The following is a 25,134-nucleotide window of genomic DNA, read 5'->3' as shown; positions in this document are numbered from 1 at the left end:
AAGTAAACCGGTCATCAGTGGCGCGCGCCAGCCGCGGGAGCGCGCGGGGGCGCCTGCTTGTCGCGCGGCAGGGGCTTGAGCGTGCCGACGGTGAGCTGTTCGTCGCCGAAGTAGCGGGCCGCGACGGACTGCACCTGCGCGGGCGTGATCTCGCCGAGGCGCCGCAGCAGGCGCTCGCCGGCATCCATCGGCAGGTCATAGACCCAGTACGCGCCGAGTTCGCGCGCCTGGTTGAACAGCGAATCGAGCTTGTACACCTCGCCGGCGATCCAGCGGGTCTTGACGCGCTGCAGCTCCGCCTCGCTCACGCCCTCGCGGGCGATGCGCTCGACTTCGGCGCGCAGCGCCGCCTGGACCTGCTGCGGCGTCTTGCCCGGGGCCGGCACGCCATCGAGCGCGAAAAGCTGGGGGCCGCGGCCCCACAGCCCGTTGGACGCACCGGCGCTGTCGGCCACGCGGTCCGGGCCCTGCGTGAGCGCGCGGTTCAGCCGCGCCGCCGCGTGGCCATCCAGCACCGCCGCCAGCATGGACAGCGCCAGCGCGTCGTCATTCTGCGGCGTGGGTTCGAAGGAGCTGAGCTTGGGCACCTTGAACTGCAGGGTGGTGTAGGGCTGGTCCGCCGGCGCCCGGACCTCGACCTGGCGAGGTCCGTGCTGCGTGGGCTCGCCCTGCGGCTTGCGCGCCGGCACCGGGCGGGCCGGGATGCGGCCGTAGTGCCGCTCGGCCAGCTTCAGGACCTGCTGCGGATCGACGTCGCCCGCCACCACGACGGCAGCGTTCGCCGGCACGTACCAGCGGCGGTAGAACTCGCGGGCATCCTCGGGCGTCAGGGCTTCGAGATCGCTCATCCAGCCGACGATGGGGCGGCGGTAGGGCGAGGCCAGGAAGGCCGTGGCGTTGAGCGTCTCGTAGAGGCGGGCGCGGGGCGAGTCCTCGACGCGCAGGCGGCGCTCCTCCTTGACCACCTCCAGCTCGCGGCGGAACTCCTCGTCCGGCCACTGGTTGTTGGCGAAGCGGTCGGCCTCCAGGCGCATCACGTCTTCCAGGCGCTCGGCCGGGATCTGCTGGTGGTAGCCGGTGTAGTCACGGGCGGTGAAGGCGTTGTCGCTGCCGCCCAGCGCGGCCACGCGGCGCGAGAACTCGCCGGGCTTGAGCTCGCGCGTGCCCTTGAAAAGCATGTGCTCGAGCACGTGCGCCACGCCCGACTGCCCGTCGGTCTCGTCCATGGACCCCACGCGCAGCCAGACCATGTGCACGGCCGTAGGCGCCCGCCGGTCGGGCTTGACGATGAGGGTCATGCCATTGGAGAGGGTGTACTGGTGGACCGCCGGGGCGTTGGCGCTCGCCACCTGCGGGGTGGGGACCGGTGGCGGCGCGCTCGGCTGGGCCGCCGAGGCCAGGGCGGCGGCCAGGAGGCCCACGCCCAGGAAGCTCTGCAGGAGTTGTTTCATAGAATCGTCTGAGTCGCCAAAGCTCATTGATGTTCAGTTTCTTCCGGAAAAAAAAGCCGGCTGCCCCACCAGCACCCGAAGTCGCCGCGCCGACCGAAGGCGTCGAGGCGCCCGCACCAGCCAGCGCCGCACCTGTCCAGGCGCCGGTCGCCGAACCCCCGCCCGCTGCACCCGAGCCCGTGCCCACGCCGGTCGAAGTCGCCGCACCGCCGGTGCCGCCGCCCACGCCCGCTGCGCTGGCGCCTGAGCCGGCACCCGTGCCGCCGCCGCCCGATCCGGTCGCCGCCGAGGTCGCACCCGCCGAAGCGGCGCGCGTCGCCGAGCCCGGGCCGCCGGACAGCGGCCTGATCGGCAGCGCCCTGGTCCAGGCCATGGACATCCCGGTGGCCACGCCCGCGGCCGAGGTCGCGCCGGAGCGGCGCGGCTGGTTCAGCAAGCTGAGCGATGGCCTGCGCAAGACCGGCTCCAACCTGTCGCAGGTCTTCACCGGCGGCCAGATCGACGACGCGCTGTACGAGGAGCTCGAATCCGCGCTGCTCATGGCCGATGCCGGCGTGGCGGCCACCGAATGGCTGCTGGCCGAGGTCAAGCGCAAGGTGCAGTCCACCGGCGCGACGCGTCCGGTGCAGGTCAAGAACATCCTGGCCGAGGTGCTGACGCAGCTGCTGCTGCCGCTGCAGAAGCCCCTGGTGATCGGCCAGCACGAGCCGACCGTGATCATGGTCGCCGGCGTCAACGGCGCGGGCAAGACCACCTCCATCGGCAAGCTGACCCGCCACCTCGCCGACAGCGGCGCCACGGTGCTGCTGGCGGCGGCCGACACCTTCCGCGCCGCCGCGCGCGAGCAGCTCGCCGTCTGGGCGGACCGCAACCGCGTCGAGATCGTGAGCCAGGAAGGCGGCGACCCGGCCGCGGTGAGCTTCGACGCCGTGAGCGCCGGCCGGGCCCGCGGCAAGGACGTGGTGCTGGTGGATACGGCCGGTCGCCTGCCCACGCAGCTGCACCTGATGGAGGAGCTCAAGAAGATCAAGCGCGTGGTGCAGAAGGCCGACCCGAGCGGCCCGCACGAGGTGCTGCTGGTGATCGATGGCAACACCGGGCAGAACGCGCTGGCGCAGGTCAAGTCCTTCGACGCGGCGCTGGGCCTGACGGGCCTGATCGTGACCAAGCTGGACGGCACGGCCAAGGGCGGCGTGCTGGCCGCCATTGCGCAGGAAAAGCCGGTGCCGGTGTACTTCATCGGCGTGGGCGAGAAGCTGGAAGACCTGCAGACCTTCAACGCCCGCGAGTTCTCGCTGGCCCTGCTGGGGCGCTAGCGCATCAGCCGCTCGCGCGCGAGCACGCTGACCGCATCGACCGCCAGCACCAGCACCAGCATGGCCGCCAGCACCGAGGAGGTCTCGGGCATCTGGAACAGGCCGAGATGGAAGGCCAGCATCTGCCCGAGGCCGCCGGCACCCACCACGCCCAGCACGGCGGCGGCGCGGATGTTGTTCTCCCAGCGATAGAGCGTGTAGCTCACCAGCTGCGGCAGCACCTGCGGCAGCACGGCCCACATCAGCACCCGCCCCTCACCCACGCCCCGCACCCGCAGCGCGAAGGCCGGGCCGGGCGGTGCGTTCTCGATCGCCTCGGCGAACAGGCGCCCCAGCACGCCCGTGGTGTGCAGGGCCAGCGCCAGCGTACCGGCCAATGGCCCGAGCCCGGCCGACACCAGCAGCAGCGCGGCCCAGACCAGTTCGGGGATGCTGCGCAAGGCATTGAGCAGGAGGCGCGCGGGGCCGCGCCAGACACTCGCCTCGGCGCCCGGCAGGCGACTGGCGGGAAAGGCGATCACCAGGCCTGCCACCGCGGCCAGCAGCGTGCCCAGCACGGACATGGCGAGCGTCTCGAAAACGGCCGGCACGAGCCGCAGCAGGAAGGCCGCCTCGGTGCTGGGCGCGAGCAGCTGCAGCAGGAACTGCCCCATGCGATCGAGCGCCTGGGCCGAGACGAAGCGACCCCACTGCAGGTCCAGCGACCAGAAGCTCAGGACCACCAGCGCGACGACAGCGAGCACGAACCAGCAGGCCTTGCAGCGCGCGTCGAAGAGCGGCGGCGGCAGGCGATAGACCTCGTTGGCGGCAGGACGGCGCGGCTCGTTCATGACCCGCTTCCTCAACCCAGGCTGCGGCGCAGCCAGGCGCTCATGCGGTCGCAGCCCGCCACCAGCAGCACGAAGACCAGCAGCAGCGTGGCCACCTCGCTGCCGTTGAACATCTTCATGGCGTTGTCCATCTGCTGCCCCAGGCCGCCCGCGCCGACGAAGCCCAGCACGGCCGAGGACCGGATGGCGCACTCCCAGCGATAGACCGTGTAGCTGGTCAGCTCCGCGGCGTTCTGCGGCAGCATGCCGTAGAAGAAGGCCTGCAAGCGCCCGGAGCCGCCGCGCAGCAGGGCGAGGGTGGGTTCGCGCTCGCCGCTTTCCAGGATTTCGCCATAGACCTTGCCCAGCATGCCGGCGTAGGTGAGCGCGATGGCCAGCACGCCGGCCGTGGGCCCCAGGCCCACCACGCGCACGAAGACCAGGGCCCAGATCAGCTCGGGCACGCTGCGCAGCACCACGAGCACGCCGCGCACCACCCAGCGCAGTGCGGCCGGCGCCTTGTGCATGGGCCCGGCGAGCGCCGAGATGGACAGGCTGCGCACCGACAGCAGCGCAAACGGAATGGCCACGACCAAGGCCAGCGCCAGCCCCGCGGTGGCGATGGCGACCGTGCGCCAGGTCTCGCGCAGCACCAGGCCGAGGAACTCCGCATCCAGCCGCGGCGGAAAGAAGTCGGCCAGGAAGCGCAGCGTGGCGCGCAGGCTCTCGGGCGCGAAGAGTTCCCAGGGACGGAACTCCGCGGCCACCGCCAGGGGCCACAGCACGACGGCCGCGGCCAGCAGCCAGAAGAGGCGCCCGGTCCAGGCCGGGTCGCGCAGGTGGCGGGCTGGCAGGGCGGCCCCGGCGGGGGCCGGATGGAGCATGCCGCCGAGGGCGCTCCTGCGCGGGCCTGGGTCCGGCATGCCTGGGGTCCCTGCTCAGCGGCAATGCATGCGCGCAGCGCCGACCGGTGCCGGCGGCTCGTCGCGCGCGGCGGGCAGGCCCGCCAGTTCCTCGGGATGGCGCGCGTACAGCGCCTGCAGGCGCTCGGGCGTGACCTCGCCCACCGGCAGGTCGAAGGCCAGGGCGCCGCCCTGCAGGCCCAGCACGCGCGGGAAATGCGCCAGCGCCATGGGCACGTCGTGCATGGTGCACACCAGCGTGGCGCCCTGCTGTCGGGCGCTCTCGGTGAGCGCCTGCATGGCCTGCCGCGCACGGGCCGGGTCCAGGGCGGACAGCGGCTCGTCCACCAGCAGCAGCCTGGGCCGGGCGACCAGGGCCCGCGCCAGTCCCACGCGCTGGCGCTCGCCGCCGGAGAGCCGGTCCACGCGCGCGAAGAGCTTGTCGGCCAGGTCGAAACGCTCCAGGGCGGCGTCCGCGTCCGCGATGCCGACGGGATAGAAGAGGCTGCGCAGGCTCTGCCACAAGCCCATGCGGGGCAGCCTGCCCGCGAGGACGGCCGTGACCACGCGCTGGCGCGGCGGCAGCGGCGGAATGTGCGGCGCGAGGAACAGCTCGGCACGCAGCCGCCTCAACTCGCGCGCGGACAGCGCCCAGGGGTCGGCGCCGTCGAGCAGCAATCGCCCGGACCTGGGACGCAGCGCGCAGGCCAGGGCGTGCAGCAGCGTCGTCTTGCCCGCGCCCGACGGGCCGACGATGGCCAGCTGCTCGCCGGAAGCGAGCTGCAGTGCGTCCAGGTCCAGGGCCGGTGCGCCCCGCGCGGCGGGATGGCGCAGCGACAGCCGCTCCAGCGCGAGCTTCACCGCGGGACTCCGCGCGCGATGCGCATCACTTCAGCAGCCCGGCACTGCGGGCAGCGGCCTCGATGCCGCGGTAGTTCTCGGCGCGCGTGGGGATGAAGCGGCTCGCGCGCTGCAGGCCCAGGATCTCCTTGCCGTGCGGGGTCTCGGGGGACAGGTCGGTGAAGGCCTGCACCAGCTTCTGGCGCCGCTCGGCGGGCATAGCGGCGTTCACGCTCCAGTTGTAGTCGTAGTAAGGCGGCGTGGTGTAGAAGACGCGCACCTTGGCCGGATCGACCTTGCCGTCGGACACCAGCTTGTCCCATACCGAGATGTTCAGCGCGCCGGCATCCACCTTGCCCGAGGCCACGGCCGCCGCCGTCGCATCGTGCGCGCCGGAGTAGGCCACGCGCCGCAGGTCGCGGTCGGGGTCGACGCCCGCGGCCAGCATGAAGCTGCGCGGCATGAGGTGCCCCGAGGTGCTGGAGGGCGATCCGAAACTCAGGGTCTTGCCCTTGAGGTCGGCCAGCGAACGGATGGCCGGGTCGGTGGTGATGAAGACCGAGCGGAACTTCTCGTCCTCTTCGCGCTGCACCAGGGGGAGGACCTTGCCGCCCGAGCGATGGTTGGCCTGCACGAAGGTGAAGCCGCCGAACCAGGCCAGGTCCACCTGCCCGTTGACCAGCGCCTCCACGGCGGCCGCATAGTCCGTCACGGGCGTGAACTCCACCTTCGTGCCCAGGCGCTCGCCGAGGTAGCGCATGAGCGGCGCGGCCTTGCGCGCCAGCTCGGTCGGCGACTCGTCGGGAATGGCCGTCACGCGCAGCGGCGTGCCCTGCGCTCCCACCCAGGCGGGCAGCGCGAAGGCGGCGGTCGAGGTCAGGGCGCCCAGGAGGACGCGACGGCGCGAGGTGTCGTGCATGGCAGATCCGGGAAGGGTGAGGAGGCTGGATTACACCGCAGGCGCGTCCACCGCTGGCGCACAGCTGCGAAAGCCCGCGAAGATGTCGCAGCGCGCCGGCGGATAGAAGTTGCGAAAGCGCGGATGGGCCAGGCACGCCGGGGTCCAGGGCGAGGCGCCCTTGAGCACGCGCCGGCTGCGGAACCAGGGCTGTGAATAGTCCAGGTAGGGATGCGGCTCGAAGCCCGGCAGCGGCGCGAAGACGGACCCGGTCCACTCCCAGCAGTCGCCCCATCGGAAGCCCGGGGCCGTCATGGCCGCGCATTCCCATTCGGCCTCGGTGGGCAGGCGCCTGCCGGCCCAGCGGCACCAGGCCTCGGCCTCGTGGGCGCTCAGGTGCAGGGCCGCTTCGCTGCCGGTGGGGAAGGTGGGTGCGTGGGGACGCGCCCGCAGCCTCCAGGCCCAGCCCGGCGCGGTCCACCAGCGGGCATTGGCATAGCCACCGGCCTCGACGAAGCCGGCGAAGCGGTCCCAGGAGACGGGGTCGGCGTCGATCTGGAAGGCATCGAGCGAGAGGCGACGGGCAGGCAATTCGTTGTCGAAGGCGAACCCCGGGCCGCACCAGCCGGTGGTCCACGCCTGCGCGGGCAGGTGCAGCGATGCGGGGCCGCACTGCCCAGCTTGCCCATCGGGCGTGCCCGGGTCCAGGAAACCGAGCGAGCGGGCCATGTAGGCCGCCGCTTCGACGTGCATGGCCTCGTGCAGGCAGGCCAGGCGGAAGAAATACAGGGCGTCGTCGTCGGCGTCGTCGGGCAGGCCCTCGAGCAGGGCGAGCGTGCGGGCCTGGGTCGAACCGAGCCAGTCCAGCGTGCTCGCCAGCGGCGGCAGGGGCAGGTCCCAGCGCGTGGCATGCGGCACCGCGCCGGAGTCGTACCAGGCGTCGGCCTCGGGCAGGTCCGAGGGCGGCCGCGGCACCAGCGGATCGGCGCGAAAGCCCCGGGCGCGATGCGGATTGCGCTCGATCCACCATTGCTGGAACCAGGCCACGTGCCCCAGCTCCCAGCGCGGCGGATTGAGCGTCTCGCGCGGGGGCACGGCCATGGCCGGACCGAGGGCCTGCGCATACATGCCCGCCAGCGCCAGGGTTCGAGCCCGCACGGCCTGCAACGCCCGCGACAGTGCACGCGGGCCGCCGCAACGCAGTTGCTGCCCGGCCTCCCAGCGGGCGTGCTGCGCCGGCACGCTATAACCGACCAATGGATCGCTCATCGCTCGTCATCGTAAGCCCCGCACTGGCGAGCGCCAACAATGGCAACTGGCAGACCGCACGGCGCTGGCGCGCGCTGCTGGCCCGCGACCATGCGGTGCGCATCACCGCGCAGTGGCCCGATGCGGCCGCCGCGGGCGACGATCTCATGCTCGCGCTGCACGCGCGGCGCTCGGCATCCTCGATCCGCGCCTGGGCCGAGGCGCGCGGCGGCCGGCGGCTGGCCGTGGTCCTCACGGGGACCGACCTCTACCAGGACCTGGCAGAAGACCCGCTGGCCCGCGAATCCACCGCGCAGGCCGGCCGCCTGGTCGTGCTGCAGTCGCTCGGCATCGAGGCGCTGCCCGAGGCCTTGCGCGCCAAGGCCCGCGTGATTTACCAGTCCACCAGCGCGCGGGCGGCGCTGCCCAAGACGCGGCGCGAGCTGCGGGCGGTGATGGTGGGTCACCTGCGCCAGGTCAAGGACCCAGGCACGCTGTTCGAGGCCGCGCGCCGGCTGCGAGCCGACGAGGGCATCCGCATCGACCACATCGGCGACGCGGCGGAGGCGGGCTGGGCCGAGGCGGCCCGGCAGGTGGCGGCGCAATGCCCCCACTACCGCTGGCTGGGTCCCCGGCCGCACGCCCGCGCCCGCGACGCCATCCAGCGCGCGCACCTGCTCGTGCACACCAGCGCGCTGGAAGGCGGCGCCCACGTGATCATGGAGGCCGTGCGCAGCGGCACGCCCGTGCTCGCCTCGCGAGTGCCGGGCAACGTCGGCATGCTGGGGGAGGACTACCTCGGCTACTTCGAGCCCCGCGACGCCGCCGCGCTGGCCGAGCGCCTGCGGCAGTGCCGGCGCGAACAGCAGGCGCAAGCCCAAGACCACGCCGGCCCGCTGCTGGAGCGACTGCGCGGACAATGCGAGCTTCGCGCCGCCTTGTTCGACCCGGCCCGGGAACGCGAGCGGCTGCTTCAACTGATCGAGGAAATGCAGCAATCATGAGCCACCCTGCCCCGGCCAAGAGCCCCATGGAACCACGCCTGAGCTCGCTGTCGCACGGCGGCGGCTGCGGCTGCAAGATCGCCCCGGGCGTGCTGTCCGAGATCCTCAAGGGCACGGCGCGAATGCCGCTGCCGCCGCAGCTGCTGGTGGGCATCGAGACGGCCGACGACGCGGCCGTCTACAAGCTCAACGACGAGCAGGCGCTGATCGCCACCACCGACTTCTTCATGCCCATCGTCGACGACCCCTTCGACTTCGGGCGCATCGCCGCGACCAACGCCATCTCCGACGTGTACGCGATGGGCGGGCAGCCCATCATGGCACTGGCCCTGGTGGGCATGCCGATCAACGTCCTGTCGACGACCACCATCGGCCGCATCCTGGAAGGCGGCGAATCGGTCTGCCGCGCAGCCGGCATTCCCATCGCTGGCGGCCACACCATCGACTCGGTCGAGCCCATCTACGGCCTGGTGGCCCTGGGCCTGGTCCATCCGGACAAGGTCAAGCGCAACGCCGACGCCCGGCCGGGCGACGTGCTGGTGCTGGGCAAGCCCCTGGGCGTGGGCATCCTGTCGGCGGCGCTGAAGAAGGAAGCCCTGGATGCGGCGGGTTACCAGCGCATGATCGAGACCACCACCCGCCTGAACACGCCCGGGCCCGAGCTGGCGCAGCTGGAGGGCGTGCATGCGCTGACCGACGTGACCGGTTTCGGCCTGGCCGGCCATGCGCTCGAGCTGGCCCGCGGCGCTGGCGCCAGCGTGCGCCTGGACTGGGCGCAGGTGCCGCTTCTGGACGGGGTGCGCGCACTGGCCGCGGACGGTTTCGTGACCGGCGCCTCGGGCCGCAACTGGGCCGGCTACGGCGCCGAGGTCGCGCTGCCGCAGGGTTTCTCGGCCGTGGACCAGGCGTTGCTGTCCGATCCACAGACCAGCGGCGGCCTGCTGGTGTCCTGCACGCCCGAGGCGGTCCCGGCCGTGCTGGCGCTCTTCCGCCGTCACGGATTCGAGCAGGCCGGCGTCGTGGGCGAGGTGCTCGCGGCCGAGTCCGGCGCGGCCCGGCTCCAGGTGCGCTGAAGCGCTACGCCGCTTCGCCGACCTGGGCGCGGACCCAGGCCGCATAGGCCGGGCTGGCCTGCATTTCCAGCCACAACAGCTGGGGCAGTTGGTAGGGGTGCTCCGCGGCGAAAAAGGCTTCGACCGCCGCCCGGCAGGACGGCAGGGTCTTGACCGTGAGCCGCCACTCGGCGTCCAGGCAGTCCCGGCCCTCCCAGCGGTAATGCGAGCTCACGCCTTCGTCGACCTGCACGCAGGCGGCCAGCCGGCGGCGGATGAGCTCCTGGGCCAGCTGCCGGGCCGCCTCGGCCGAGTCGACCGTGGTCGTGATGCTCAGTACGGTGTCCATCCCATCTCCTGCCGGTGCCCGACCGCGATTGTGCGCGCGGCGCTCGGCCGCCCCGACGCCCGTGCGGGCCTCGTTTCGCGATCCGTGGAACTTGCGGCTTAGCACTCCCTCCAATCGAGTGCTAATATGACGACGCACACGACGAAAGGACTCTTCGGCATGTCCACTTCCGCAGTTGGAGCTTCCGGCACCGCGCTGGCGGTGTCCAACCCCTGGGCCGTGGTGCCCTCGCTGGGCAACCTGGACGCCTATATCTCTGCCGTGAACCGCCTGCCCATGCTCACACCTGAGGAAGAGCAGGAGTACGCGCGCAAGCTGCGGGACGACAACGACCTGGAGGCCGCCGGGAAGCTGGTGCTTTCGCACCTGCGCCTGGTGGTGTCGGTCTCCCGCAAATACCTGGGCTATGGCCTGCCCCACGGCGACCTGATCCAGGAAGGCAACATCGGTCTCATGAAGGCCGTCAAGCGCTTCGACCCCGACCAGGGCGTGCGGCTGGTGAGCTACGCGCTGCACTGGATCAAGGCCGAGATCCACGAATACATCCTGCGCAACTGGCGCATGGTCAAGGTCGCGACGACCAAGGCCCAGCGCAAGCTGTTCTTCAACCTGCGCTCCATGAAGCAGGGTTTCAAGGACGACGCCGGCGCGCAGACCCACCGCGACACCCTCACCGACGCGCAGATCGAGGTGATGGCCCGCGAGTTGAACGTCAAGCGCGAGGAAGTCATCGAGATGGAAACGCGCATGGCCGGTGGCGACGTGCTGCTGGACCCCTCGCCTTCCGACGATGGCGACGAGGCCTTCGGCCCCATCACCTACCTGACCGAGGCGAGCCACGAGCCGACCTCGATGATCGAGTCGCGCCAGCGCGACGTGCTGGCCACCGACGGCATCGCCAGCGCACTCGAGCAGCTCGATCCGCGCAGCCGCCGCATCGTTGAAGAACGCTGGCTGCGGGTCAACGACGACGGCTCGGGCGGCATGACGCTGCACGAACTGGCCGCCGAATACGGCGTCTCGGCCGAGCGCATCCGCCAGATCGAGGGTGCCGCCATGAAGAAGATGCGCAAGGCCCTGGCCGCCTTCGCCTGATCGCACCGGCGCCACACCCAACCCAGCCCGGAAGAGCTTCCGGGCTTTTTTGCGGCAACAATGCGGGCGTGAACTTCTTCAGGTGCTTGGCGCTGGTGCTGCTCGTGGCGTGGATCGGCTCCACGGCCAGCGCACAGACGCCTTCACCGCTGCGCCTGGAGCGCAGCAGCGACGCAAGCGCCCTCGGGCCCGGCGCGCTCGCCTGGATCGACGACAAGGCTTACCGCACCGCCGAGGAGATCGCCGCTGGCGCCTCCCGCCTGGCCTGGGAGCCCTTCCAGCCGCAACGCCAGCACCGGATCGACGGCAAGGCCCTGTGGCTGCAGTTCGATGCCGCCACGCCGCCGGACAGCCGCTGGTACCTGGTGCTGATGCACCCCTCGGTGGACCTGATCGAGCTGCACTACCGCCGCCCCGATGGCCGCTGGGTGACCCAATCGGCCGGCCAGACGCTCTCGACGGAGGACTGGTCGGTGCCGGGGCGCCTTCCCACCTTCGAGCTGGCGCCTCCTTCGGACGGCAGCACGCGTTACTGGGTGCGCGTGCTGCGGGAGCGTTCCGAGGTCAGCCTGCCGCTGCACTTCTACAGCCAGTCGGCCGTGCTGGAGCTGCGTGCCTTCGAGCAGTTCACGCTGGGCGGGTACTTCGGCGTGCTGGTGTTCCTGGCGGCCGCCTCGGTCGTCGCGGCCCTCGTCTGGCGTGACCGCAACTTCGGCGCCTTCGCGGTTTACCTGGCCGGCATCGTCGCGATCCAACTGGTCTACCTGGGGGTTGGCGCGCAGCACCTGTGGACCGACTGGCCGCACTGGAACGCCATGGCCCACCTGGTCGTTCCGGGCTGCGCCGTTGCCGCCTGCCTCTGGTTCGTGAAGGTGCTCACCGGGCCGGCCCGCTTCTCGCGTCTGCTGGACCTGGCCACCTGGGGCCTGATCGCGGCGCTGCTCGGCGCCACGGCCCTCAATGGCTTCATCGCCACGCGGGGCAGCGCCACGCTGGTCGCCCTGCTGCTGGGAGCGACCCTCCCGCTGGCCGGCGGCCTGCTCGTGCTCGCCTGGCGGCGCGGCCGCGATCCCTACCTGGGGCTCATGGTGGCGGCCTTCGTCCCGACGATCGTGGGCGCCCTGCTCCCGATCGCTTATGTCCTCGGCCTGCTGCCCGAAGGCCTGCTCACCCGCCACGGCCTGACCTTCGGCACGGCGCTGCAACTGCCCCTGACCTACTACGCCCTGAGCCGGCGCGCCCATCGGCGCCGCGAGCCGGGGCTGCGGGCCGCGCAGCTCACGCACACCGACACGCTGACGGGCCTGTGCGACCGCGACACCCTGCTGCGCCGCCTCGACGAGTCGCTGCGCCGGGCCATCAGCCAGCGCCACCAGTGCGCCGTGCTGGCCGTGCGCCTGACCAACCACGACGCGCTGGACTACGAGTTCGGCCGCGCGACGGCCGAACGCGCGCTGCTGGTGGCCGCCTCCATCCTGCGCAGCGCGGCCAGCGACATCGACCTGGCCGCCCGCATCGGCGAGCGTGATTTCGCCCTGCTGCTCGAAGGACCCACCACGGGTGAAGTGGCCATGTCCCGCGCGCAGCAGATCGTCGCCCAGGGCCTGCAGCACGCCAGCGCCCTGCCCCCCGCGACCACGCTGAAATTCCACGTCGCCGTGACGCTGCTGCCGGACCACGAGCTCGACTCCAGCCGGTGCCTGCGCTGGCTGGAGGAGGCCTGCAACGCCATGCGCGCCGAGCCGCGCCGGGCCATCCGGCCTTTGAACTTCTAGAGGCTCACGCTCCCTGCAGCAGCAGCTTCAGGTCGTGGGCCAGGGCCTCGGGCCCGGTGCCGTAGCGGGTGTAGAGCCGCAGCTTGCCCTGCGGATCGAAGACGAAGCTGGCGGCCGTGTGGTCCATGGTGTAGCTGCCGGGCGTCTTGCCTTCCACCTTCTTGTGATAGACCTTGAAGTCCTTGGCGACCTGCTCGGTCTCGGCCAGGCTGCCGCGCAAGGCGACGAAGCTCGGGTCGAAGTTGGCGATGTAGCCGCGCAGGACCTCGGGCGTGTCGCGCTCCGGGTCCACGGTGATGAAGACACCCTGCACCTTCTCGCCCTGCGCGCCGAGCATGCGCTTGGCCTCGGCCAGCTCGGTCATGGTGGTGGGGCACACGTCCGGGCACTGCGTGAAGCCGAAGAAGACCACCACCGCCTTGCCCTTGAAGTCGGCGAGGCTGCGCGCCTGGCCCTGGGCGTCGCTCAGGCGGAAGTCGCGGGCGTAATCCACGCCGGTGATGTCGACGGCCTTGAACTGCGGCTTCGGTTCGCCACAGGCGGCGAGCGCGCCGGCCGCGAGCAGGCAGGAGAGAAGAGTTCGGCGTTGCATCACGAGTCCGGGTCTCAGAACAGGTAGTGATCCACCAGCAGGGCGGCGAACAGCGCGCTCAGGTGGATGAGGGAAAAGCGGAAGGTCTTGCGGGCCAGCGCGTCGGAGTATTCGCGCCAGAGCCGGAAGCCATAGACGCAGAACGCCCCGCTCAGCACCACGGCGGCCAGCAGGTACAGCCAGGAACTCATGCCGTAGGCGAAGGGCAGCAGGCAGGCGGCGAAGAGCACCAGCGTGTAGAGCAGGATCTGCAGGCGCGTGAACTCGTTGCCGTGCGTCACGGGCAGCATGGGCAGGCCCGACTTGCGGTAGTCCTCCACCCGGTACAGCGCCAGGGCCCAGAAGTGCGGCGGCGTCCACAGGAAGATGATCAGGAACAGGATCAGCGCCTGCGGGCCGACCTCGCCGGTCATGGCCGTCCAGCCCAGCACCGGCGGCATCGCGCCCGAGGCGCCGCCGATCACGATGTTCTGCGGCGTGAGTGGCTTGAGGATCACCGTGTAGACCACCGCATAGCCCACGAAGGTGGCGAGGGTGAGCCACATGGTCAGCGGGTTGACCCAGGCATACAGCAGCCAGGAGCCCGCCGCACACAGCCCGGCGGAAAAGAGCAGCGCCTGCAGGTCCGACAGTTCGCCCTTGGCCGTGGGCCGCCAGGCGGTGCGCCGCATCTTGGCGTCGATGCCCTTTTCCACCAGGCAGTTGAAGGCGGCGGCGGCGCCCGCCACGAGCCAGATGCCCAGGCAGGCCAGCGCGGCAACGCGCAGTTCGGCCAGGGTCGGCAGGCCCGGCACGGCCAGCACCATGCCGATCAGCGCGCAGAAGACGATCAGCTGCACCACGCGCGGCTTGGTGAGGGCGTGGAACTGCGCGAAGCGGCTCATGGAGCGCGCGCCCGGTGGAGACGGCACGGCGTTCATGCGCGCAGCTCCCGCGCGTGGCGCGGCGCCAGCGCTTGCGGTGCGCGGCAGGCGCAGGCGGTCCAGGTGAACACCACCACCAGGGCCGCGGCGCCGCCCGTGTGCGCGACGGCGGCCACGAGCGGCCAGCCCAGGACCACGTTGCTCAGGCCCGTGAGCAGTTGCCACAAGGCCAGGCCCATCATCCAGGCGCCCTGGCGTGCAAGCCCGGCCCGCCGAAGCGCCCAGCCCAGGGCCAGCAGCAGCGGCAGCAGCACGTAGGCGACGAGCCGGTGCGTGTAGTGGATGGCAGTGAGCGCCGCGAACTCGACCGGCTCGCCGGCACCCGTCATGCCCAGGGGCCGCCACAGCTCGAAGGCCTGCCGGAAGTTCATCTCAGGCCACCACTGGCCCTGGCAGAGGGGGAAGTCGCGGCAGGCGAGCACGGCGTAGTTGGTGCTGACCCAGCCCCCCAGTGCGACCTGCAGCCACAACAGCGCGAAGCAGGCCAGCAGCGCGCCGCGCAGGCCCGGCGAGACCATGGGCAGCGGCCGGCGGGACGCCGCCTGCGCATACGTCACGGCTTGCCGGCACAGCAAGGCCAGCAGCACCAGGCCACCCAGCAGGTGCAGGGTGACGATGAGGGGCTTGAGCTTCATGGTGACGGTGAGCGCGCCGAAGGCGCCCTGCACGCACACCCAGACGAGGGTCACCACGGGCCAGGCAATGCTCACGGGCAGCTCGCGCCGGCGCATCCAGGTGGCCACCGCCAGGGCGAGGATCAGCGCGCCCACGCCGGTGGCGAGGTAGCGATGGACCATCTCGATCCAGGCCTTGGTGTGCGTCACCGGCCCGGTGGGCATGGCGGCCTGCGCCTGGCTGATCTCGGCATGCGCGCCCTTCGGGCTCGCGCTGCCGTAGCAGCCGGGCCAGTCCGGGCAACCCAGGCCCGAGTCGGTCAGGCGGGTGAAGGCCCCGAACAGCACCAGGTCGAAGGTGAGGAACAGGGTGAGGACGGTGAGCGCGGCCAGGCGTTGGGCCGGGGAAGCGCCCCGGTTGCGCAGCCAGACCCAGGCGAGCGGGCCCAGCGCGATCAACGCGCCCAGCCCCATGAGCCACAGGGCGGGCGAGAGGTTGTAGAGATCCACCGTTTCGCTCATTGCGGGCGCCCCGCCTGGTCCCAGGAGGCCGAGGCGCGCATCAGCCGTTCCAGGTCCCGCTTGGCCTTGGCGGCGCCGGCGCGGTCGAGGTCGGCTGGAAAGCGCATCATCCAGTGGCCCATGGGATCGACCACGTACAGGTGGCTGGACAGGTCCCGGCCCGGGGCGGGCTGCAGCCACGCCGCGAGCGCCTGCGGGTCGGCGCGCAGCACCGTCGCCTGCGCGAGCGCGGGCTGCAGCGACGAGGGGACATCCGCCTGGTCGTTCACCAGCCAGACGCGGTCCAGGCGATCCATGTTCTTGCCCAGGGACTCGCGCAGCTGCCGCTGCAGGTACAGGTTGTTCTCGCAGCGCGCATCGCAGGCGCCGCCGGCCACCGTGACCAGCAGCCACTGGCCCCGCAGCGACGGCAGGGGCACGGGCTGCCCCGCCAGCGTGGTCGCGCTCCAGGCGGGCAGCGGCCGCTGGGGCTCGATCAGCTCGCCGAAGTTGCGCCGCCCCTCCGGCCGCACCACGTAGTAGGTGAAGTAGGACGCGACCACGGGCGCGGCGCACACCAGCAGCACGGCCAGCATCTTCCAGCGGCCGGCGCGGGTGCGCCGCGCATCGGTGTCGGCCGCGGCCTGCGGGCTGGGCAGGGAGTGGACCGTCAGGTCCAGCGGTTGGTCAGTCACGGCGCTTGGCGCGCCCAGGCGCGATGAATTGGAACCAGACATACATGAAGAGGATCACGGCGCACAGCGCCCACCACTGGAAGGCATAGCCGTAGTTCTTGCCCGCCCCGCTGGCCGGCACCGGCCAGTCACGCAGCAGGCCTTCCGAAGCCGGCCCGGTCTGCTGCACCGAGCCTTCGAGCAGCGGCAGGCGGGTTTCCGCGCGGAAATCGGCGAGGTCGAGATTCTGCCGGATGGGCCCCTGCCCTGCCCCGGCGAAGTCGTATAGCTTGGACGGAGGCGGGGCAATGCGCCCCCGCACGGTGACCTCGCCGGCCGGCGTCGCCACCTCGGGCAGCCGCTCGCGTTCCGCGAAGTTGCGCGGTACCCAGCCGCGCTGCACCAGGACCACGGCATCGGTATCGGCAAGCTGCAGGGGCGTGACCACGTAGAAGCCCGGGCGGCCCTGCATCTGGCGGTTGTCCAGGTACACCGTGTGCGGCGCAAGCCACTGGCCCCGCAGCACGGCCGTGCGGTGCAGCAGCGCGGGTGGGCCGGTGCCGACCAGTTCGCGGGCGTCCACCGCCGGCGCCGATGCCCGTGCTTCGATGGCCTCCTGCAGCGCCAGCTTTTCCCCGGCACGGCTCCATTGCCACAGGCCCAGGCGCGCGGTGAGCAGGGCCATGGCCAGCGCGACCACGGTCACGGCCCAGAAGCGCCATGCCCTCAGGGCACGCACCGGATAATCCCTCGCATGAAAGTTCTCCTGATCTCGCTGGCCTTCGTGGCCATCATCGGCAGCCTGGGGGCGGCGCTGTATTTCATGATGAAGGACAGCGGCGACAAGCCCAAGAGCAGCCACATGGCACGCGCGCTGGCCTTCCGCGTCGGGTTCTCGATCCTGCTGTTCGTGTGCATCCTGGTCGCCTGGAAACTGGGATACCTGCGCCCCACCGGGATTCCCCTGCAGGGCTGAGCCGCCGCCGGGCACCAAGACAAAGGGCCGCTTTCGCGGCCCTTGTCGTGTGCGGCGGCGATCAGAGCCAGTACACCAGCACGTACAGGCCCAACCACACCACGTCCACGAAGTGCCAGTACCAGGCAGCGCCCTCGAAGCCGAAGTGGCGATCGGCCGTGAAGTGGCCCTTCATGAGGCGCAGCGTGATGAACAGCAGCATCAGCATGCCCACCAGCACGTGGAAGCCGTGGAAACCGGTCAGCAGGAAGAAGGTCGAGCCGTAGGCGCCCGAGGTGAGCTTGAGGTTCAGGTCCACATAGGCGTGGTAGTACTCGTAGCCCTGCACGAAGAGGAACACCAGGCCCAGGATCACGGTGGCCCACATGAAGGCGATGGTCTTGCCGCGATGGTTCTCGCGCAGTGCGTGGTGCGCGATGGTGAGCGTCACGCCCGAAGACAGCAGCAGCGCGGTGTTGATGGTGGGCAGCCAGAACGGCGTCATCGTCTGGAAGGGCTCGATGATGTTGCCCGGCGAGGCGGTGACGCCCGGTGCGGCGGTGGGCCACAGGCCCTTGAAGTCGGGCCACAGGACGGCGTTGTCGATGCCGCCCAGGGCCGGCACCGAGTGGGCCCGCATCCACCACAACGCGGTGAAGAAGGCGCCGAAGAACATCACCTCCGAGAAGATGAACCAGCTCATGCTCCAGCGGTAGGACAGGTCGATCTTGCGGCTGTACAAGCCGCCTTCGCTTTCGCGCACGGCGTCGCGGAACCACTGGAACAGGACCACCGCAACCCAGGCCAGGCCGAAGTACAGGGACCACTGCCCCCACTCCACCCCGTTGATCCACTGGCCCGCGCCCAGGATCACGAAGAACAGGCCCAGCGCCATCATCGCCGGGTGGCGCGACGGCTGGGGCACGTAGTAGTACGGCGTGGTGCCGTGGGCGCTGGTACTCATCTCAACTCCTGCTTCCGGATAAGTTCTTGTATGTCGATTTCAGATTCAATTCACGACCCAGTGCACCAGCCCCACCAGGGCCAGCACGAAGAGCAGTGCAGCCACGAGTGCGACCACGATCACGTGCAGGGGGTTCAGGCGCCCCAGGTCCTGCTGGTAGGCGCTGTTCTTGCGCACGCCCAGGAACGCCCAGGCCACGGCCCTGGCGGTCTGGAGGATCGATCCCTTGCGCGGCGAAGCCATGGCAGCGACCTTGTGGCTCATGACCGAGGCTGTGCCGGTGCGGCGGCACTCGGAGCGGAGGGCACCGGCGCGCCCACCTCGAAGAAGGTGTAGGACAGGGTGATGGTGGTCACGTCCTTGGGCAGGCGCGGATCGATCACGAAAGCCACCGGCCACTGCTTCTTCTCGCCCGGCTCGAGCGTGTACTGGTTGAAGCAGAAGCACTCGAGCTTGTTGAAGTGCGCTGCGGACTGCCGCGGCGCGTAGCTGGGAATGGCCTGCGCGGCCATGCGCCGGTTCTGCACGTTCTGGAACTCGTACATGACCGTGGTGAGCTGCCCTGGATGGACCTGCACGGAACGCTGCGCCGGCCGGAATTCCCAGGGCCCGCGCGCATTGGCGTCGAACTCCACGGTGATGGTGCGGCTGGTGTCCACCTGGGTGTTGCTCGGCAGCGCCGTCGATCCGCCCGGGACCTGCCGCTCGCCGATGGCCAGGATGTTGATGCCCAGCGCGTCGCAGACCTTCTGGTAGATCGGCACCAGCGCATAGCCGAAGGCGAACATGCCGGCCGCCACGACGACCAGCTTGCCGACCATGCGAAGGTTCTCGCGCCTGATGCTCACTGCAGCACTCCTGTCACGCTCAGCCACCCAGCAGGAACATCTTGGCGACGAAGCCCAGGAAGAAGGCCGCCGCGATGGACGCAAGGATCAGGCCCAGGCGCAGGTTGCCCCTGCGCCGCTCTTCGGGCGCCGCGTTGTTGCGCGGGTCGTCGTCACGTGCCATGGCGGCTGCTCGTCTTTCAGGCTCAATGCACCGCGTCGGGGTTGCTCGGCTGCACGCGGGCGTCGAGCACGCGGGTGGCCGTGGCGTCCAGGCGGGGAGGCACCTCGAAGGTGTGGAAAGGTGCCGGCGAAGGAACTTCCCACTCCAGGCCTTCGGCACCCTTGCCGTCGGCGTCGTTCCAGGGGCGCTGCGGCGCCACCGCACCCTTGCCGCGCATCACGGGCAGGACCACGAAGAAGAAGAAGTACACCTGGGCCAGGCCAAAGGCGAAGGCGCCCACCGAGGCCACGGCGTTGAAGTCCCAGAACTGCATGGGGTAGTCGGCGTAGCGGCGCGGCATGCCGGCCAGCCCCAGGAAGTGCATGGGGAAGAAGGTGAGGTTGAAGGAGATCAGCGACCACCAGAAGTGGATCTTGCCGCGGGTCTCGTTGTACATCACGCCCGTCCACTTGGGCGCCCAGTAGTAGAAGCCGGCGAAGAGCGCGTACAGCGAGCCGGCCACCAGCACGTAGTGGAAGTGCGCCACCACGTAATAGGTGTCCTGCAGCAGCAGGTCGATGGGCGCCATGGCCAGGATCAGGCCGGTGAAGCCGCCCATGGTGAACACGAAGATGAAGCCCACCGCGAACAGCATGGGCGTCTCGAAGGTCATCGAGCCCTGCCACATGGTGGCGATCCAGTTGAAGATCTTCACGGCCGTGGGCACCGCGATCAGCATGGTCGCGTACATGAAGAACAGCTGGCCGGTCACGGGCATGCCGGTCGTGAACATGTGGTGCGCCCACACGATGAACGACAGGATGGCGATGGACGAGGTGGCATACACCATGGAGGCGTAGCCGAAGAGGCGCTTGCGCGCGAAGGCGGGCACGACCTGGCTGATGATGCCGAAGGCCGGCAGGATCATGATGTACACCTCGGGGTGGCCGAAGAACCAGAAGATGTGCTGGTACATCACCGGGTCACCGCCGCCGGCGGGGTTGAAGAAGGTGGTGCCGAAGTGGCGGTCCGTCAGCGTCATGGTGATGGCGCCGGCCAGCACGGGCATGACCGCGATCAGCAGGTAGGCGGTGATCAGCCAGGTCCAGCAGAACATCGGCATCTTCATCAGCGTCATGCCCGGGGCGCGCATGTTGAGGATGGTCACGATGATGTTGATCGAGCCCATGATGGAGCTCGCGCCCAGGATGTGCATGGCGAAGATGCCCGCGTCCATGGACGGGCCCATCTGCAGCGTGAGCGGCGCATACAGCGTCCAGCCGGCCGCTGGCGCCCCGCCGGGCATGAAGAAGGAGCCCGCCAGCATCGCGCCCGCCGGCACCATCAGCCAGAAGCTGAAGTTGTTCATGCGCGCGAAGGCCATGTCCGAGGCGCCGATCTGCAGCGGGATCATCCAGTTCGCGAAGCCCACGAAGGCCGGCATGATGGCGCCGAACACCATGATGAGGCCGTGCATGGTGGTGAGCTGGTTGAACAGCTCGGGGTTGACCAGTTGCAGCCCCGGCTGGAACAGCTCGGCGCGGATGCCCAGCGCCAGAACGCCGCCGAACATCAGCATGAAGAACGCGAACAGCAGGTAGAGCGTTCCGATGTCCTTGTGGTTGGTGGCGTACACCCAGCGGCGCCAGCCCGTCGGATGGTCGTGATGGTGGTCGTGCGCGTGGTCGGCGCCGTGTGCGTGGTTGTCGAGAACTGCACTCATCTTGGATTACCTCGGGGAATTACTTGGCGCGGAAAGCCTGCACGTCGGCGGGCTGAACCACCTGCCCGGTCTTGTTGCCCCAGGCGTTCTTGGTGTAGCTGATCACGGCGGCGATGTCGGTGTCGGACAGCTGCTTCCAGGCCGGCATGGCACCCTTGCCGTTCAGGAGGATGTCGATGGCCGCGCTCTTCTCGGCGTTGAGCAGCAGGGGCGAGCCGTCGAGCGCCTTGATGGGACCGGCGCCCTTGCCGTTGGCCTGGTGGCAGGCCGCGCAGTTGGCCGCATAGACCTTCTCGCCGCGGGCAGCGATGTCGGTGAGCTCCCAGACCTTGGCCGGATCGTCCAGGCGGGCGGCCATCTTCTTCTGCTCGGCCACGACCCAGGCGCTGTAGTCGGCCGGGGACACCACCTTCACGTGGATGGGCATGTAGGCATGCTCCTTGCCGCACAGCTCGTAGCACTGGCCGTAGAAGTCACCGACCTTCTCGGCGCGGAACCAGGTGTCGCGCACGAAGCCGGGGATGGCGTCCTGCTTGACGCCGAAGGCCGGCACGCCCCAGGCGTGGATCACGTCGTTGGCGGTGGTGATGATGCGCACCTTCTTGCCCACGGGCACCACCAGCGGGTTGTCCACCTTGAGCAGGTAGTCGTTGGGCATGACACCGCGGGCGCCCTCGTCGGACATCTGGCGATGGCTGGCATCCAGCGCCGAGAGGAAGGCGATGCCGGCACCCTCGCCGTTGAGGTAGTCGTAGCCCCACTTCCACTGGTAGCCCGTGGCCTTGATGGTGAGGTCGGCGTTGCTCGTGTCCTTGGCCGCGACCAGCACCTTGGTGGCCGGCAGGGCCATGACGATGACGATCAGGAAGGGAATGGCGGTCCAGATGACCTCCACCGTGACGCTTTCGTGGAAGTTGGCCGGCTTGGCGCCGCGCGAGCGGCGATGCTTCCAGATGGAATAGAACATCACCGCGAACACCAGCACGAAGATGACGACGCAGGTGATGAGCATGAACCAGTGCAGCCAGGCCTGCTCGCCCGCGATGCGGGTGGCGGCGTCATGCAGGTTGAGCTGGCGCACCGCCGGCCCACCGGGCAGGTCCTGGATCTGGGCCAGGGCAGCGCCGCAGCCGGCCCCGGAAGCCAGGAGCAAGGCCAACCGGGAAATGCTCTTGATCGTTTTCACTTCGTATCTACCTCAATGACAATCCGCCGCCTCGATGCGCCGCGCCTCACGCGGTCTCACGCAAGGCCCTTCTGATCTCCTGGGCCAGCGCGGTGCGATGCTCCGGGCGCACGAAACGCCCCACCTGCACCGACTGCCCGCGGCCCGACAACTCGATCAGCGAGCGCTGGTCCGACCGCGGCTCCACCCGGACCCAGTCCCGGTGGAACTCCGCCCGCTCCAGGCGCCCCGCATTCTCCAGCTCGACCACCAGCCGGGGGCCGCTCAGGGTGATGCGCTCACCGTCGGTCGCGTGCCGGGCGTACACCAGGAATGCGATGCCGACGGCCGCCAGCTCCGCCCAGGCGAAAGGCAGGATCAATGTCGCGCCTTGCAGCCAGAAGAACGTTGCGATGCCCAGGGACACCACGCACAGCGAGGCGTAGAACCAGGCCAGCTGACCTGGGGAGATCGAACAGTTGCGCTTCAGGGCCCACTGGATGCGAGGGCCCTGAACCGTGGCGAATCGATATCCCCGCATAGTACGGTGGCCGCTCACAAGATCAACGCGGAATTGTAGCGTGCGCCCACCCCCCACCCCCGCGCCGCAGGACGCTCAATCCCTCGCGCCGTGGTCGACTTCCGACACCGGCAACCCCGGCTTCATCCCCTGGGGCGCCCCTGGCGCAGCAGGCCACGCATGTCCTCGAGGGACACCGCGGCGTCGCCGCCCACGCGCGGCCGGGCCTGCGGTCGCAGCGCGTGGCCGTAGATGATCTCCAGGTCCAGGGCGAGCCGCCCGTCGGACGTCGCCAGGCCCTGCGTCAGCCCGGCCTCGAGCCGCTCGCGCCAGCGCCGCCCGCGAAGCGAGGCGAAGCGCCCCGGGTGCAGGTTGGCGCCCAGCTCGCGCAGCTCAGCGAGCAGGGCGCGCGCGTCGGACCAGGTCAGCGTGAGGCGCTCCATGTCCATCACGGGCTCGGCGAAGCCGGCGTGCACCAGCATGTCACCCCAGTCGTGCATGTCCGTGAACTCGGGCCCGGCCGGCGGCCAGCCGAGCGCCGCATACAGCCGGCGCAGCTCGCGCGCGCTGTCGGGACCGAGGCAGGAGAACATCAGGAAGCCGTCGACCTGCAGCGCACGGTGCCAGCTCGCGATGAGGGCCTGCGGGTCGGGGTCGAAATGCAGCGCCATGTTCGCCCACAGCATCTGCACCGAGGCGTCCGGAAGCGCATCGAGCACCTGCGTCCGAGCGCCACCCCAGCGCCGCCACCACGGCGCGGCGAAGTGCGCAAGCGCCGCCTCGCGCTGGCGCGGCTGCGGCTCCACCGCCAGCGAGGGCGCCTGCGCGTAGCGCTGCGCCACCAGGGCATGCGCCTGCAGGCCTCCGCGCACGGGCGCCCAGTCGGCCCAGCGGGCCGGCTGCAGGCGGATCCATTCGAGCCGCTCCTGCATGCGCCGGCCTACCTCCTCGTGCAACCACGGCGAGCGCGCCGGGGCCCTGGCCTGCCAGCGCGCGGCGGCGACGGGGTCGAGGGTGGGAGGACGCGGATCGGGCATGAGCGGGAAAGCCGGCCAGTATATTGACGCCATGCTCCGCGACCGCCTCGGCTCCCTGCTCTCGCGCCTGCCTTCCCGCTGCGCGGTCTGCGGGGGCTGGCCGCACGGGCCGGTCTGCGAGTCCTGCCATCGCCGCTTCGCCCGCCCCACGCCCCGCTGCGAGGGCTGCGCGCTGGTCGTGCCCGCGGGCGTGGCGCGCTGCGGAACCTGCCTGCTGCAGCCGCCGGCGCTGGACGCCTGCCACGCGGCGCTGGGCTACGCCTATCCCTGGTCCGGGCTCATCGCGCGCTTCAAGTTCCAGGAGCAACCCGGCTGGGCCGCGACGCTGGCAGCCCTGATGCGACGCGACCCGAGGATCGGCATGGCCGTCGATGAGGCCGACCTGCTCGTTCCGATGCCCTTGTCGCCGCGGCGCCTGGCTCAGCGCGGCTTCAACCAGGCGGCAGAACTCGCGCGGCGGCTGGCCGCCGGCAAGCTGCGCGCGGACCTGCTGCGTCGCGTGCGGGAAGCGCCGCCGCAAGCCCAGCTCGACCGCCAGGCGCGCCTGCGCAACGTGGCGCACGCCTTCGCGGTGGACCCGCTGCGCCTGCGCGAGCTCGCCGGGCGCCGGCTGGTGCTGGTGGACGACGTGATGACCAGCGGCGCCTCCCTGCAGGCCGCGGCCTGCGCCCTGCGCCGCGCCGGTGCGGCGCGCATCGTCGGCGTGGTGCTGGCGCGCACCGACGAATGACGCCCATGTTCCACATCGTCCTGGTCGAACCCGAGATCCCGCCCAACACTGGCAACGTGATCCGCCTTGCCGCCAACACCGGCTGCACCCTGCACCTCGTGGAACCCCTGGGTTTCTCGATGGAAGACCGCCTGATGCGCCGCGCCGGCCTGGACTACCACGAGTGGGCGCAGGTGCGCCGCCACGCGGACTGGGCCCGCCTGATGGAGGCCGAGCAGCCTCCGCGCGAGCGCATGTTCGCCCTCACCACGCGCGGAACGCAGCGAGTGCACGATGTGCGCTTCGCGCCCGGCGACTGGCTGGTTTTCGGCTCCGAGTCCCGCGGGCTCGACCCGGCGCTGCGTGAGAGCTTCCCGCCCGCACAGCGCCTGCGGCTTCCGATGCGGGAGGGCCAGCGCAGCCTGAATCTTTCCAATGCCGTTGCGGTGACGGTGTTCGAGGCCTGGCGGCAGAACGGCTTCGAGGCGGCGGCCTGAAGCCTGGACCTACGGATACACCCGCGACAGCGTCTCCGCCACGCACACCGGCTTGTCGCCGCCGTCGCGCTCCACCGTCACCTGCCAGGCCAGTTGCAGGCCGTCCTCGATCGCGTCGCAACCCAGCAGCTTGAAGTGCGCGCGCAGGCGGCTGCCCACGGGCACCGGGGCGGGGAAGCGCACCTTGTTGAGGCCGTAGTTCACCGACATGCGCATGGACTGCACCGTGATCGCCTCGGCGAAGAAGCGCGGCAGCAGCGAGAGGGTGAGGTAGCCGTGCGCGATGGTGGTGCCGAAAGGCCCGTGGCGCGCGCGGTCCTCGTCCACGTGGATCCACTGGGCGTCGCCCGTGGCCTGCGCGAACAGGTTCACCTGCTCCTGGGTGACGGTCAGCCAGGGGCTGGCGGCGACTTCCTGGCCGACCAGGGCCAGCAGATCGGTGGGGGACTGGAGGACTTTCATGACCGGGATGTTAGGGCCGCCGACGCGGCCGCCGTAGACTCGGCCGCACCCACCCTGCCGGAGTCGCAC

The 25,134-nt window shown here is 70.6% G+C and carries 29 protein-coding genes; 8 read left to right on the top strand and 21 right to left on the bottom strand.

Translation table 11 applies throughout. The features are described 5' to 3' along the window. Positions 1-14: 14 nt before the first annotated feature. Positions 15-1,451 (bottom strand): M16 family metallopeptidase, encoded by a 1,437-nt coding sequence (locus tag EZ242_RS06950; protein ID WP_135284421.1) that lies wholly within the window; start codon positions 1,449-1,451, stop codon positions 15-17. A 29-nt stretch (positions 1,452-1,480) separates the two neighbouring features. Here EZ242_RS06950 and ftsY point away from each other — a divergent pair, with 29 nt between their 5' ends. Next, positions 1,481-2,767 (top strand): signal recognition particle-docking protein FtsY, encoded by a 1,287-nt coding sequence (gene ftsY, locus EZ242_RS06945; RefSeq protein ID WP_135284420.1) that lies wholly within the window; start codon positions 1,481-1,483, stop codon positions 2,765-2,767. On the opposite strand, the gene phnE is transcribed toward ftsY, so the two are convergent. Genes phnE through senA form a run of 5 tightly spaced genes read right to left on the bottom strand, consistent with a single transcriptional unit; the run spans position 2,764 to position 7,485 of the window. Beyond that, positions 2,764-3,597, bottom strand: coding sequence for a phosphonate ABC transporter, permease protein PhnE (phnE, locus tag EZ242_RS06940; protein ID WP_135284419.1), 834 nt, complete (start codon positions 3,595-3,597; stop codon positions 2,764-2,766). The two genes, ftsY and phnE, sit on opposite strands and share 4 nt — an antisense overlap. An 11-nt stretch (positions 3,598-3,608) precedes the next feature. Next, entirely contained in the window at positions 3,609-4,460 is an 852-nt protein-coding gene (locus EZ242_RS06935) for a PhnE/PtxC family ABC transporter permease (protein WP_135284418.1), read from the bottom strand. A 54-nt stretch (positions 4,461-4,514) separates the two neighbouring features. Beyond that, complete coding sequence (locus EZ242_RS06930; RefSeq protein ID WP_135284417.1) at positions 4,515-5,339, bottom strand: phosphonate ABC transporter ATP-binding protein; 825 nt, start codon at positions 5,337-5,339, stop codon at positions 4,515-4,517. A 25-nt stretch (positions 5,340-5,364) separates the two neighbouring features. Beyond that, positions 5,365-6,237: a putative selenate ABC transporter substrate-binding protein gene (locus EZ242_RS06925; RefSeq protein WP_135284416.1), complete on the bottom strand. Its 873-nt coding sequence runs from the start codon at positions 6,235-6,237 to the stop codon at positions 5,365-5,367. Positions 6,238-6,267: 30 nt separating this feature from the next. After that, entirely contained in the window at positions 6,268-7,485 is a 1,218-nt protein-coding gene (gene senA / locus EZ242_RS06920) for a selenoneine synthase SenA (RefSeq protein WP_135284415.1), read from the bottom strand. Here senA and senB point away from each other — a divergent pair. Beyond that, positions 7,473-8,468 carry a selenoneine biosynthesis selenosugar synthase SenB gene (senB, locus tag EZ242_RS06915; RefSeq protein WP_135284414.1) on the top strand — a complete coding sequence of 332 codons (996 nt, stop codon included), beginning with the start codon at positions 7,473-7,475 and terminating at the stop codon, positions 8,466-8,468. The two genes, senA and senB, sit on opposite strands and share 13 nt — an antisense overlap. Continuing rightward, a complete protein-coding gene (gene selD, locus EZ242_RS06910; RefSeq protein WP_135284413.1) occupies positions 8,465-9,541 on the top strand; it encodes a selenide, water dikinase SelD in 1,077 nt (358 codons plus the stop codon). Before senB ends, selD begins: the two co-directional genes overlap by 4 nt. A gap of 4 nt (positions 9,542-9,545) precedes the next feature. Here selD and cutA read toward each other — a convergent pair whose 3' ends face one another. After that, the gene (gene cutA / locus EZ242_RS06905) at positions 9,546-9,869 is read right to left on the bottom strand and encodes a divalent-cation tolerance protein CutA (protein ID WP_135284412.1); all 324 of its coding nucleotides are present in this window, start codon (positions 9,867-9,869) and stop codon (positions 9,546-9,548) included. A gap of 159 nt (positions 9,870-10,028) precedes the next feature. On the opposite strand from cutA, the gene rpoH reads away from it, so the two are divergent. Together rpoH and EZ242_RS06895 are read left to right on the top strand one after the other, a co-directional pair. After that, positions 10,029-10,964 carry an RNA polymerase sigma factor RpoH gene (rpoH, locus tag EZ242_RS06900; RefSeq protein ID WP_135284411.1) on the top strand — a complete coding sequence of 312 codons (936 nt, stop codon included), beginning with the start codon at positions 10,029-10,031 and terminating at the stop codon, positions 10,962-10,964. A 68-nt stretch (positions 10,965-11,032) separates the two neighbouring features. Further along, entirely contained in the window at positions 11,033-12,739 is a 1,707-nt protein-coding gene (locus tag EZ242_RS06895; RefSeq protein WP_135284410.1) for a sensor domain-containing diguanylate cyclase, read from the top strand. 4 nt (positions 12,740-12,743) lie between these two features. Here EZ242_RS06895 and EZ242_RS06890 read toward each other — a convergent pair whose 3' ends face one another. Genes EZ242_RS06890 through EZ242_RS06870 form a run of 5 tightly spaced genes read right to left on the bottom strand, consistent with a single transcriptional unit; the run spans position 12,744 to position 16,728 of the window. After that, on the bottom strand, positions 12,744-13,331 hold the full coding sequence (locus tag EZ242_RS06890; RefSeq protein WP_135284409.1) for an SCO family protein: 588 nt from the start codon (positions 13,329-13,331) through the stop codon (positions 12,744-12,746). Positions 13,332-13,345: 14 nt separating this feature from the next. After that, positions 13,346-14,251 (bottom strand): heme o synthase, encoded by a 906-nt coding sequence (gene cyoE / locus EZ242_RS06885; protein WP_135284408.1) that lies wholly within the window; start codon positions 14,249-14,251, stop codon positions 13,346-13,348. Then, positions 14,248-15,390 carry a COX15/CtaA family protein gene (locus tag EZ242_RS06880; protein ID WP_135284407.1) on the bottom strand — a complete coding sequence of 381 codons (1,143 nt, stop codon included), beginning with the start codon at positions 15,388-15,390 and terminating at the stop codon, positions 14,248-14,250. Before EZ242_RS06880 ends, cyoE begins: the two co-directional genes overlap by 4 nt. Then, on the bottom strand, positions 15,387-16,106 hold the full coding sequence (locus tag EZ242_RS06875; protein WP_135284406.1) for an SCO family protein: 720 nt from the start codon (positions 16,104-16,106) through the stop codon (positions 15,387-15,389). The genes EZ242_RS06880 and EZ242_RS06875 overlap by 4 nt, the downstream gene beginning before the upstream one ends. Next, a complete protein-coding gene (locus tag EZ242_RS06870; protein ID WP_135284405.1) occupies positions 16,057-16,728 on the bottom strand; it encodes an SURF1 family protein in 672 nt (223 codons plus the stop codon). Before EZ242_RS06870 ends, EZ242_RS06875 begins: the two co-directional genes overlap by 50 nt. Before the next feature lie 69 nt (positions 16,729-16,797). On the opposite strand from EZ242_RS06870, the gene EZ242_RS06865 reads away from it, so the two are divergent. Beyond that, a complete protein-coding gene (locus tag EZ242_RS06865; RefSeq protein WP_205960613.1) occupies positions 16,798-17,019 on the top strand; it encodes a twin transmembrane helix small protein in 222 nt (73 codons plus the stop codon). Between the two features lie 61 nt (positions 17,020-17,080). On the opposite strand, the gene EZ242_RS06860 is transcribed toward EZ242_RS06865, so the two are convergent. The 8 genes from EZ242_RS06860 to EZ242_RS06830 all read right to left on the bottom strand — a co-directional run bounded on the left by EZ242_RS06860 (position 17,081) and on the right by EZ242_RS06830 (position 23,397). Beyond that, complete coding sequence (locus tag EZ242_RS06860; protein ID WP_135284404.1) at positions 17,081-17,962, bottom strand: cytochrome c oxidase subunit 3; 882 nt, start codon at positions 17,960-17,962, stop codon at positions 17,081-17,083. A gap of 45 nt (positions 17,963-18,007) precedes the next feature. Beyond that, positions 18,008-18,205 (bottom strand): DUF2970 domain-containing protein, encoded by a 198-nt coding sequence (locus EZ242_RS06855; protein ID WP_420821238.1) that lies wholly within the window; start codon positions 18,203-18,205, stop codon positions 18,008-18,010. Between the two features lie 17 nt (positions 18,206-18,222). Then, positions 18,223-18,810: a cytochrome c oxidase assembly protein gene (locus tag EZ242_RS06850; protein WP_135284402.1), complete on the bottom strand. Its 588-nt coding sequence runs from the start codon at positions 18,808-18,810 to the stop codon at positions 18,223-18,225. A gap of 19 nt (positions 18,811-18,829) precedes the next feature. Beyond that, positions 18,830-18,973, bottom strand: a complete 144-nt coding sequence (locus tag EZ242_RS21965; RefSeq protein WP_167784678.1) for a cytochrome oxidase small assembly protein — start codon at positions 18,971-18,973, stop codon at positions 18,830-18,832. A 22-nt stretch (positions 18,974-18,995) separates the two neighbouring features. After that, the gene (gene ctaD, locus EZ242_RS06845) at positions 18,996-20,675 is read right to left on the bottom strand and encodes a cytochrome c oxidase subunit I (RefSeq protein ID WP_135284401.1); all 1,680 of its coding nucleotides are present in this window, start codon (positions 20,673-20,675) and stop codon (positions 18,996-18,998) included. Positions 20,676-20,694: 19 nt separating this feature from the next. Then, positions 20,695-21,852, bottom strand: a complete 1,158-nt coding sequence (gene coxB / locus EZ242_RS06840) for a cytochrome c oxidase subunit II (RefSeq protein WP_135284974.1) — start codon at positions 21,850-21,852, stop codon at positions 20,695-20,697. A gap of 55 nt (positions 21,853-21,907) precedes the next feature. Further along, positions 21,908-22,381 (bottom strand): DUF2244 domain-containing protein, encoded by a 474-nt coding sequence (locus EZ242_RS06835; RefSeq protein ID WP_135284400.1) that lies wholly within the window; start codon positions 22,379-22,381, stop codon positions 21,908-21,910. 122 nt (positions 22,382-22,503) lie between these two features. After that, positions 22,504-23,397 (bottom strand): methyltransferase domain-containing protein, encoded by an 894-nt coding sequence (locus EZ242_RS06830; protein ID WP_135284399.1) that lies wholly within the window; start codon positions 23,395-23,397, stop codon positions 22,504-22,506. Positions 23,398-23,428: 31 nt separating this feature from the next. Between EZ242_RS06830 and EZ242_RS06825 the strand changes: the two genes are divergently transcribed. Beyond that, positions 23,429-24,127: a ComF family protein gene (locus EZ242_RS06825; RefSeq protein WP_135284398.1), complete on the top strand. Its 699-nt coding sequence runs from the start codon at positions 23,429-23,431 to the stop codon at positions 24,125-24,127. Between the two features lie 5 nt (positions 24,128-24,132). Then, positions 24,133-24,603, top strand: a complete 471-nt coding sequence (locus tag EZ242_RS06820; protein ID WP_135284397.1) for a tRNA (cytidine(34)-2'-O)-methyltransferase — start codon at positions 24,133-24,135, stop codon at positions 24,601-24,603. Positions 24,604-24,612: 9 nt separating this feature from the next. On the opposite strand, the gene EZ242_RS06815 is transcribed toward EZ242_RS06820, so the two are convergent. Beyond that, entirely contained in the window at positions 24,613-25,065 is a 453-nt protein-coding gene (locus tag EZ242_RS06815; RefSeq protein ID WP_135284396.1) for a MaoC family dehydratase, read from the bottom strand. Positions 25,066-25,134: the final 69 nt, after the last annotated feature.

Origin of the sequence: Ramlibacter rhizophilus (assembly GCF_004681965.1) — a bacterium.
Classification (GTDB): domain Bacteria; phylum Pseudomonadota; class Gammaproteobacteria; order Burkholderiales; family Burkholderiaceae_C; genus Ramlibacter; species Ramlibacter rhizophilus.
Note: the sequence above shows the minus strand (reverse complement) of the source record. Positions and strands in the feature narration are given on the sequence as shown.

Bases quoted from the DNA above. Each gene is read 5' to 3' on its own strand.
- EZ242_RS06950 (WP_135284421.1), bottom strand. From the start codon at position 1,451: ATGAAACAACTCCTGCAGAGCTTCCTGGGCGTGGGCCTCCTGGCCGCC.
- ftsY (WP_135284420.1), top strand. From the start codon at position 1,481: ATGTTCAGTTTCTTCCGGAAAAAAAAGCCGGCTGCCCCACCAGCACCC.
- phnE (WP_135284419.1), bottom strand. From the start codon at position 3,597: ATGAACGAGCCGCGCCGTCCTGCCGCCAACGAGGTCTATCGCCTGCCG.
- EZ242_RS06935 (WP_135284418.1), bottom strand. From the start codon at position 4,460: ATGCTCCATCCGGCCCCCGCCGGGGCCGCCCTGCCAGCCCGCCACCTG.
- EZ242_RS06925 (WP_135284416.1), bottom strand. From the start codon at position 6,237: ATGCACGACACCTCGCGCCGTCGCGTCCTCCTGGGCGCCCTGACCTCG.
- senB (WP_135284414.1), top strand. From the start codon at position 7,473: ATGGATCGCTCATCGCTCGTCATCGTAAGCCCCGCACTGGCGAGCGCC.
- senA (WP_135284415.1), bottom strand. From the start codon at position 7,485: ATGAGCGATCCATTGGTCGGTTATAGCGTGCCGGCGCAGCACGCCCGC.
- selD (WP_135284413.1), top strand. From the start codon at position 8,465: ATGAGCCACCCTGCCCCGGCCAAGAGCCCCATGGAACCACGCCTGAGC.
- cutA (WP_135284412.1), bottom strand. From the start codon at position 9,869: ATGGACACCGTACTGAGCATCACGACCACGGTCGACTCGGCCGAGGCG.
- rpoH (WP_135284411.1), top strand. From the start codon at position 10,029: ATGTCCACTTCCGCAGTTGGAGCTTCCGGCACCGCGCTGGCGGTGTCC.
- EZ242_RS06890 (WP_135284409.1), bottom strand. From the start codon at position 13,331: ATGCAACGCCGAACTCTTCTCTCCTGCCTGCTCGCGGCCGGCGCGCTC.
- cyoE (WP_135284408.1), bottom strand. From the start codon at position 14,251: ATGAACGCCGTGCCGTCTCCACCGGGCGCGCGCTCCATGAGCCGCTTC.
- EZ242_RS06880 (WP_135284407.1), bottom strand. From the start codon at position 15,390: ATGAGCGAAACGGTGGATCTCTACAACCTCTCGCCCGCCCTGTGGCTC.
- EZ242_RS06875 (WP_135284406.1), bottom strand. From the start codon at position 16,106: ATGTCTGGTTCCAATTCATCGCGCCTGGGCGCGCCAAGCGCCGTGACT.
- EZ242_RS06870 (WP_135284405.1), bottom strand. From the start codon at position 16,728: ATGGCCCTGCTCACCGCGCGCCTGGGCCTGTGGCAATGGAGCCGTGCC.
- EZ242_RS06865 (WP_205960613.1), top strand. From the start codon at position 16,798: ATGAAAGTTCTCCTGATCTCGCTGGCCTTCGTGGCCATCATCGGCAGC.
- EZ242_RS06860 (WP_135284404.1), bottom strand. From the start codon at position 17,962: ATGAGTACCAGCGCCCACGGCACCACGCCGTACTACTACGTGCCCCAG.
- EZ242_RS06855 (WP_420821238.1), bottom strand. From the start codon at position 18,205: ATGGCTTCGCCGCGCAAGGGATCGATCCTCCAGACCGCCAGGGCCGTG.
- EZ242_RS21965 (WP_167784678.1), bottom strand. From the start codon at position 18,973: ATGGCACGTGACGACGACCCGCGCAACAACGCGGCGCCCGAAGAGCGG.
- ctaD (WP_135284401.1), bottom strand. From the start codon at position 20,675: ATGAGTGCAGTTCTCGACAACCACGCACACGGCGCCGACCACGCGCAC.
- EZ242_RS06835 (WP_135284400.1), bottom strand. From the start codon at position 22,381: ATGCGGGGATATCGATTCGCCACGGTTCAGGGCCCTCGCATCCAGTGG.
- EZ242_RS06830 (WP_135284399.1), bottom strand. From the start codon at position 23,397: ATGCCCGATCCGCGTCCTCCCACCCTCGACCCCGTCGCCGCCGCGCGC.
- EZ242_RS06825 (WP_135284398.1), top strand. From the start codon at position 23,429: ATGCTCCGCGACCGCCTCGGCTCCCTGCTCTCGCGCCTGCCTTCCCGC.
- EZ242_RS06820 (WP_135284397.1), top strand. From the start codon at position 24,133: ATGTTCCACATCGTCCTGGTCGAACCCGAGATCCCGCCCAACACTGGC.
- EZ242_RS06815 (WP_135284396.1), bottom strand. From the start codon at position 25,065: ATGAAAGTCCTCCAGTCCCCCACCGATCTGCTGGCCCTGGTCGGCCAG.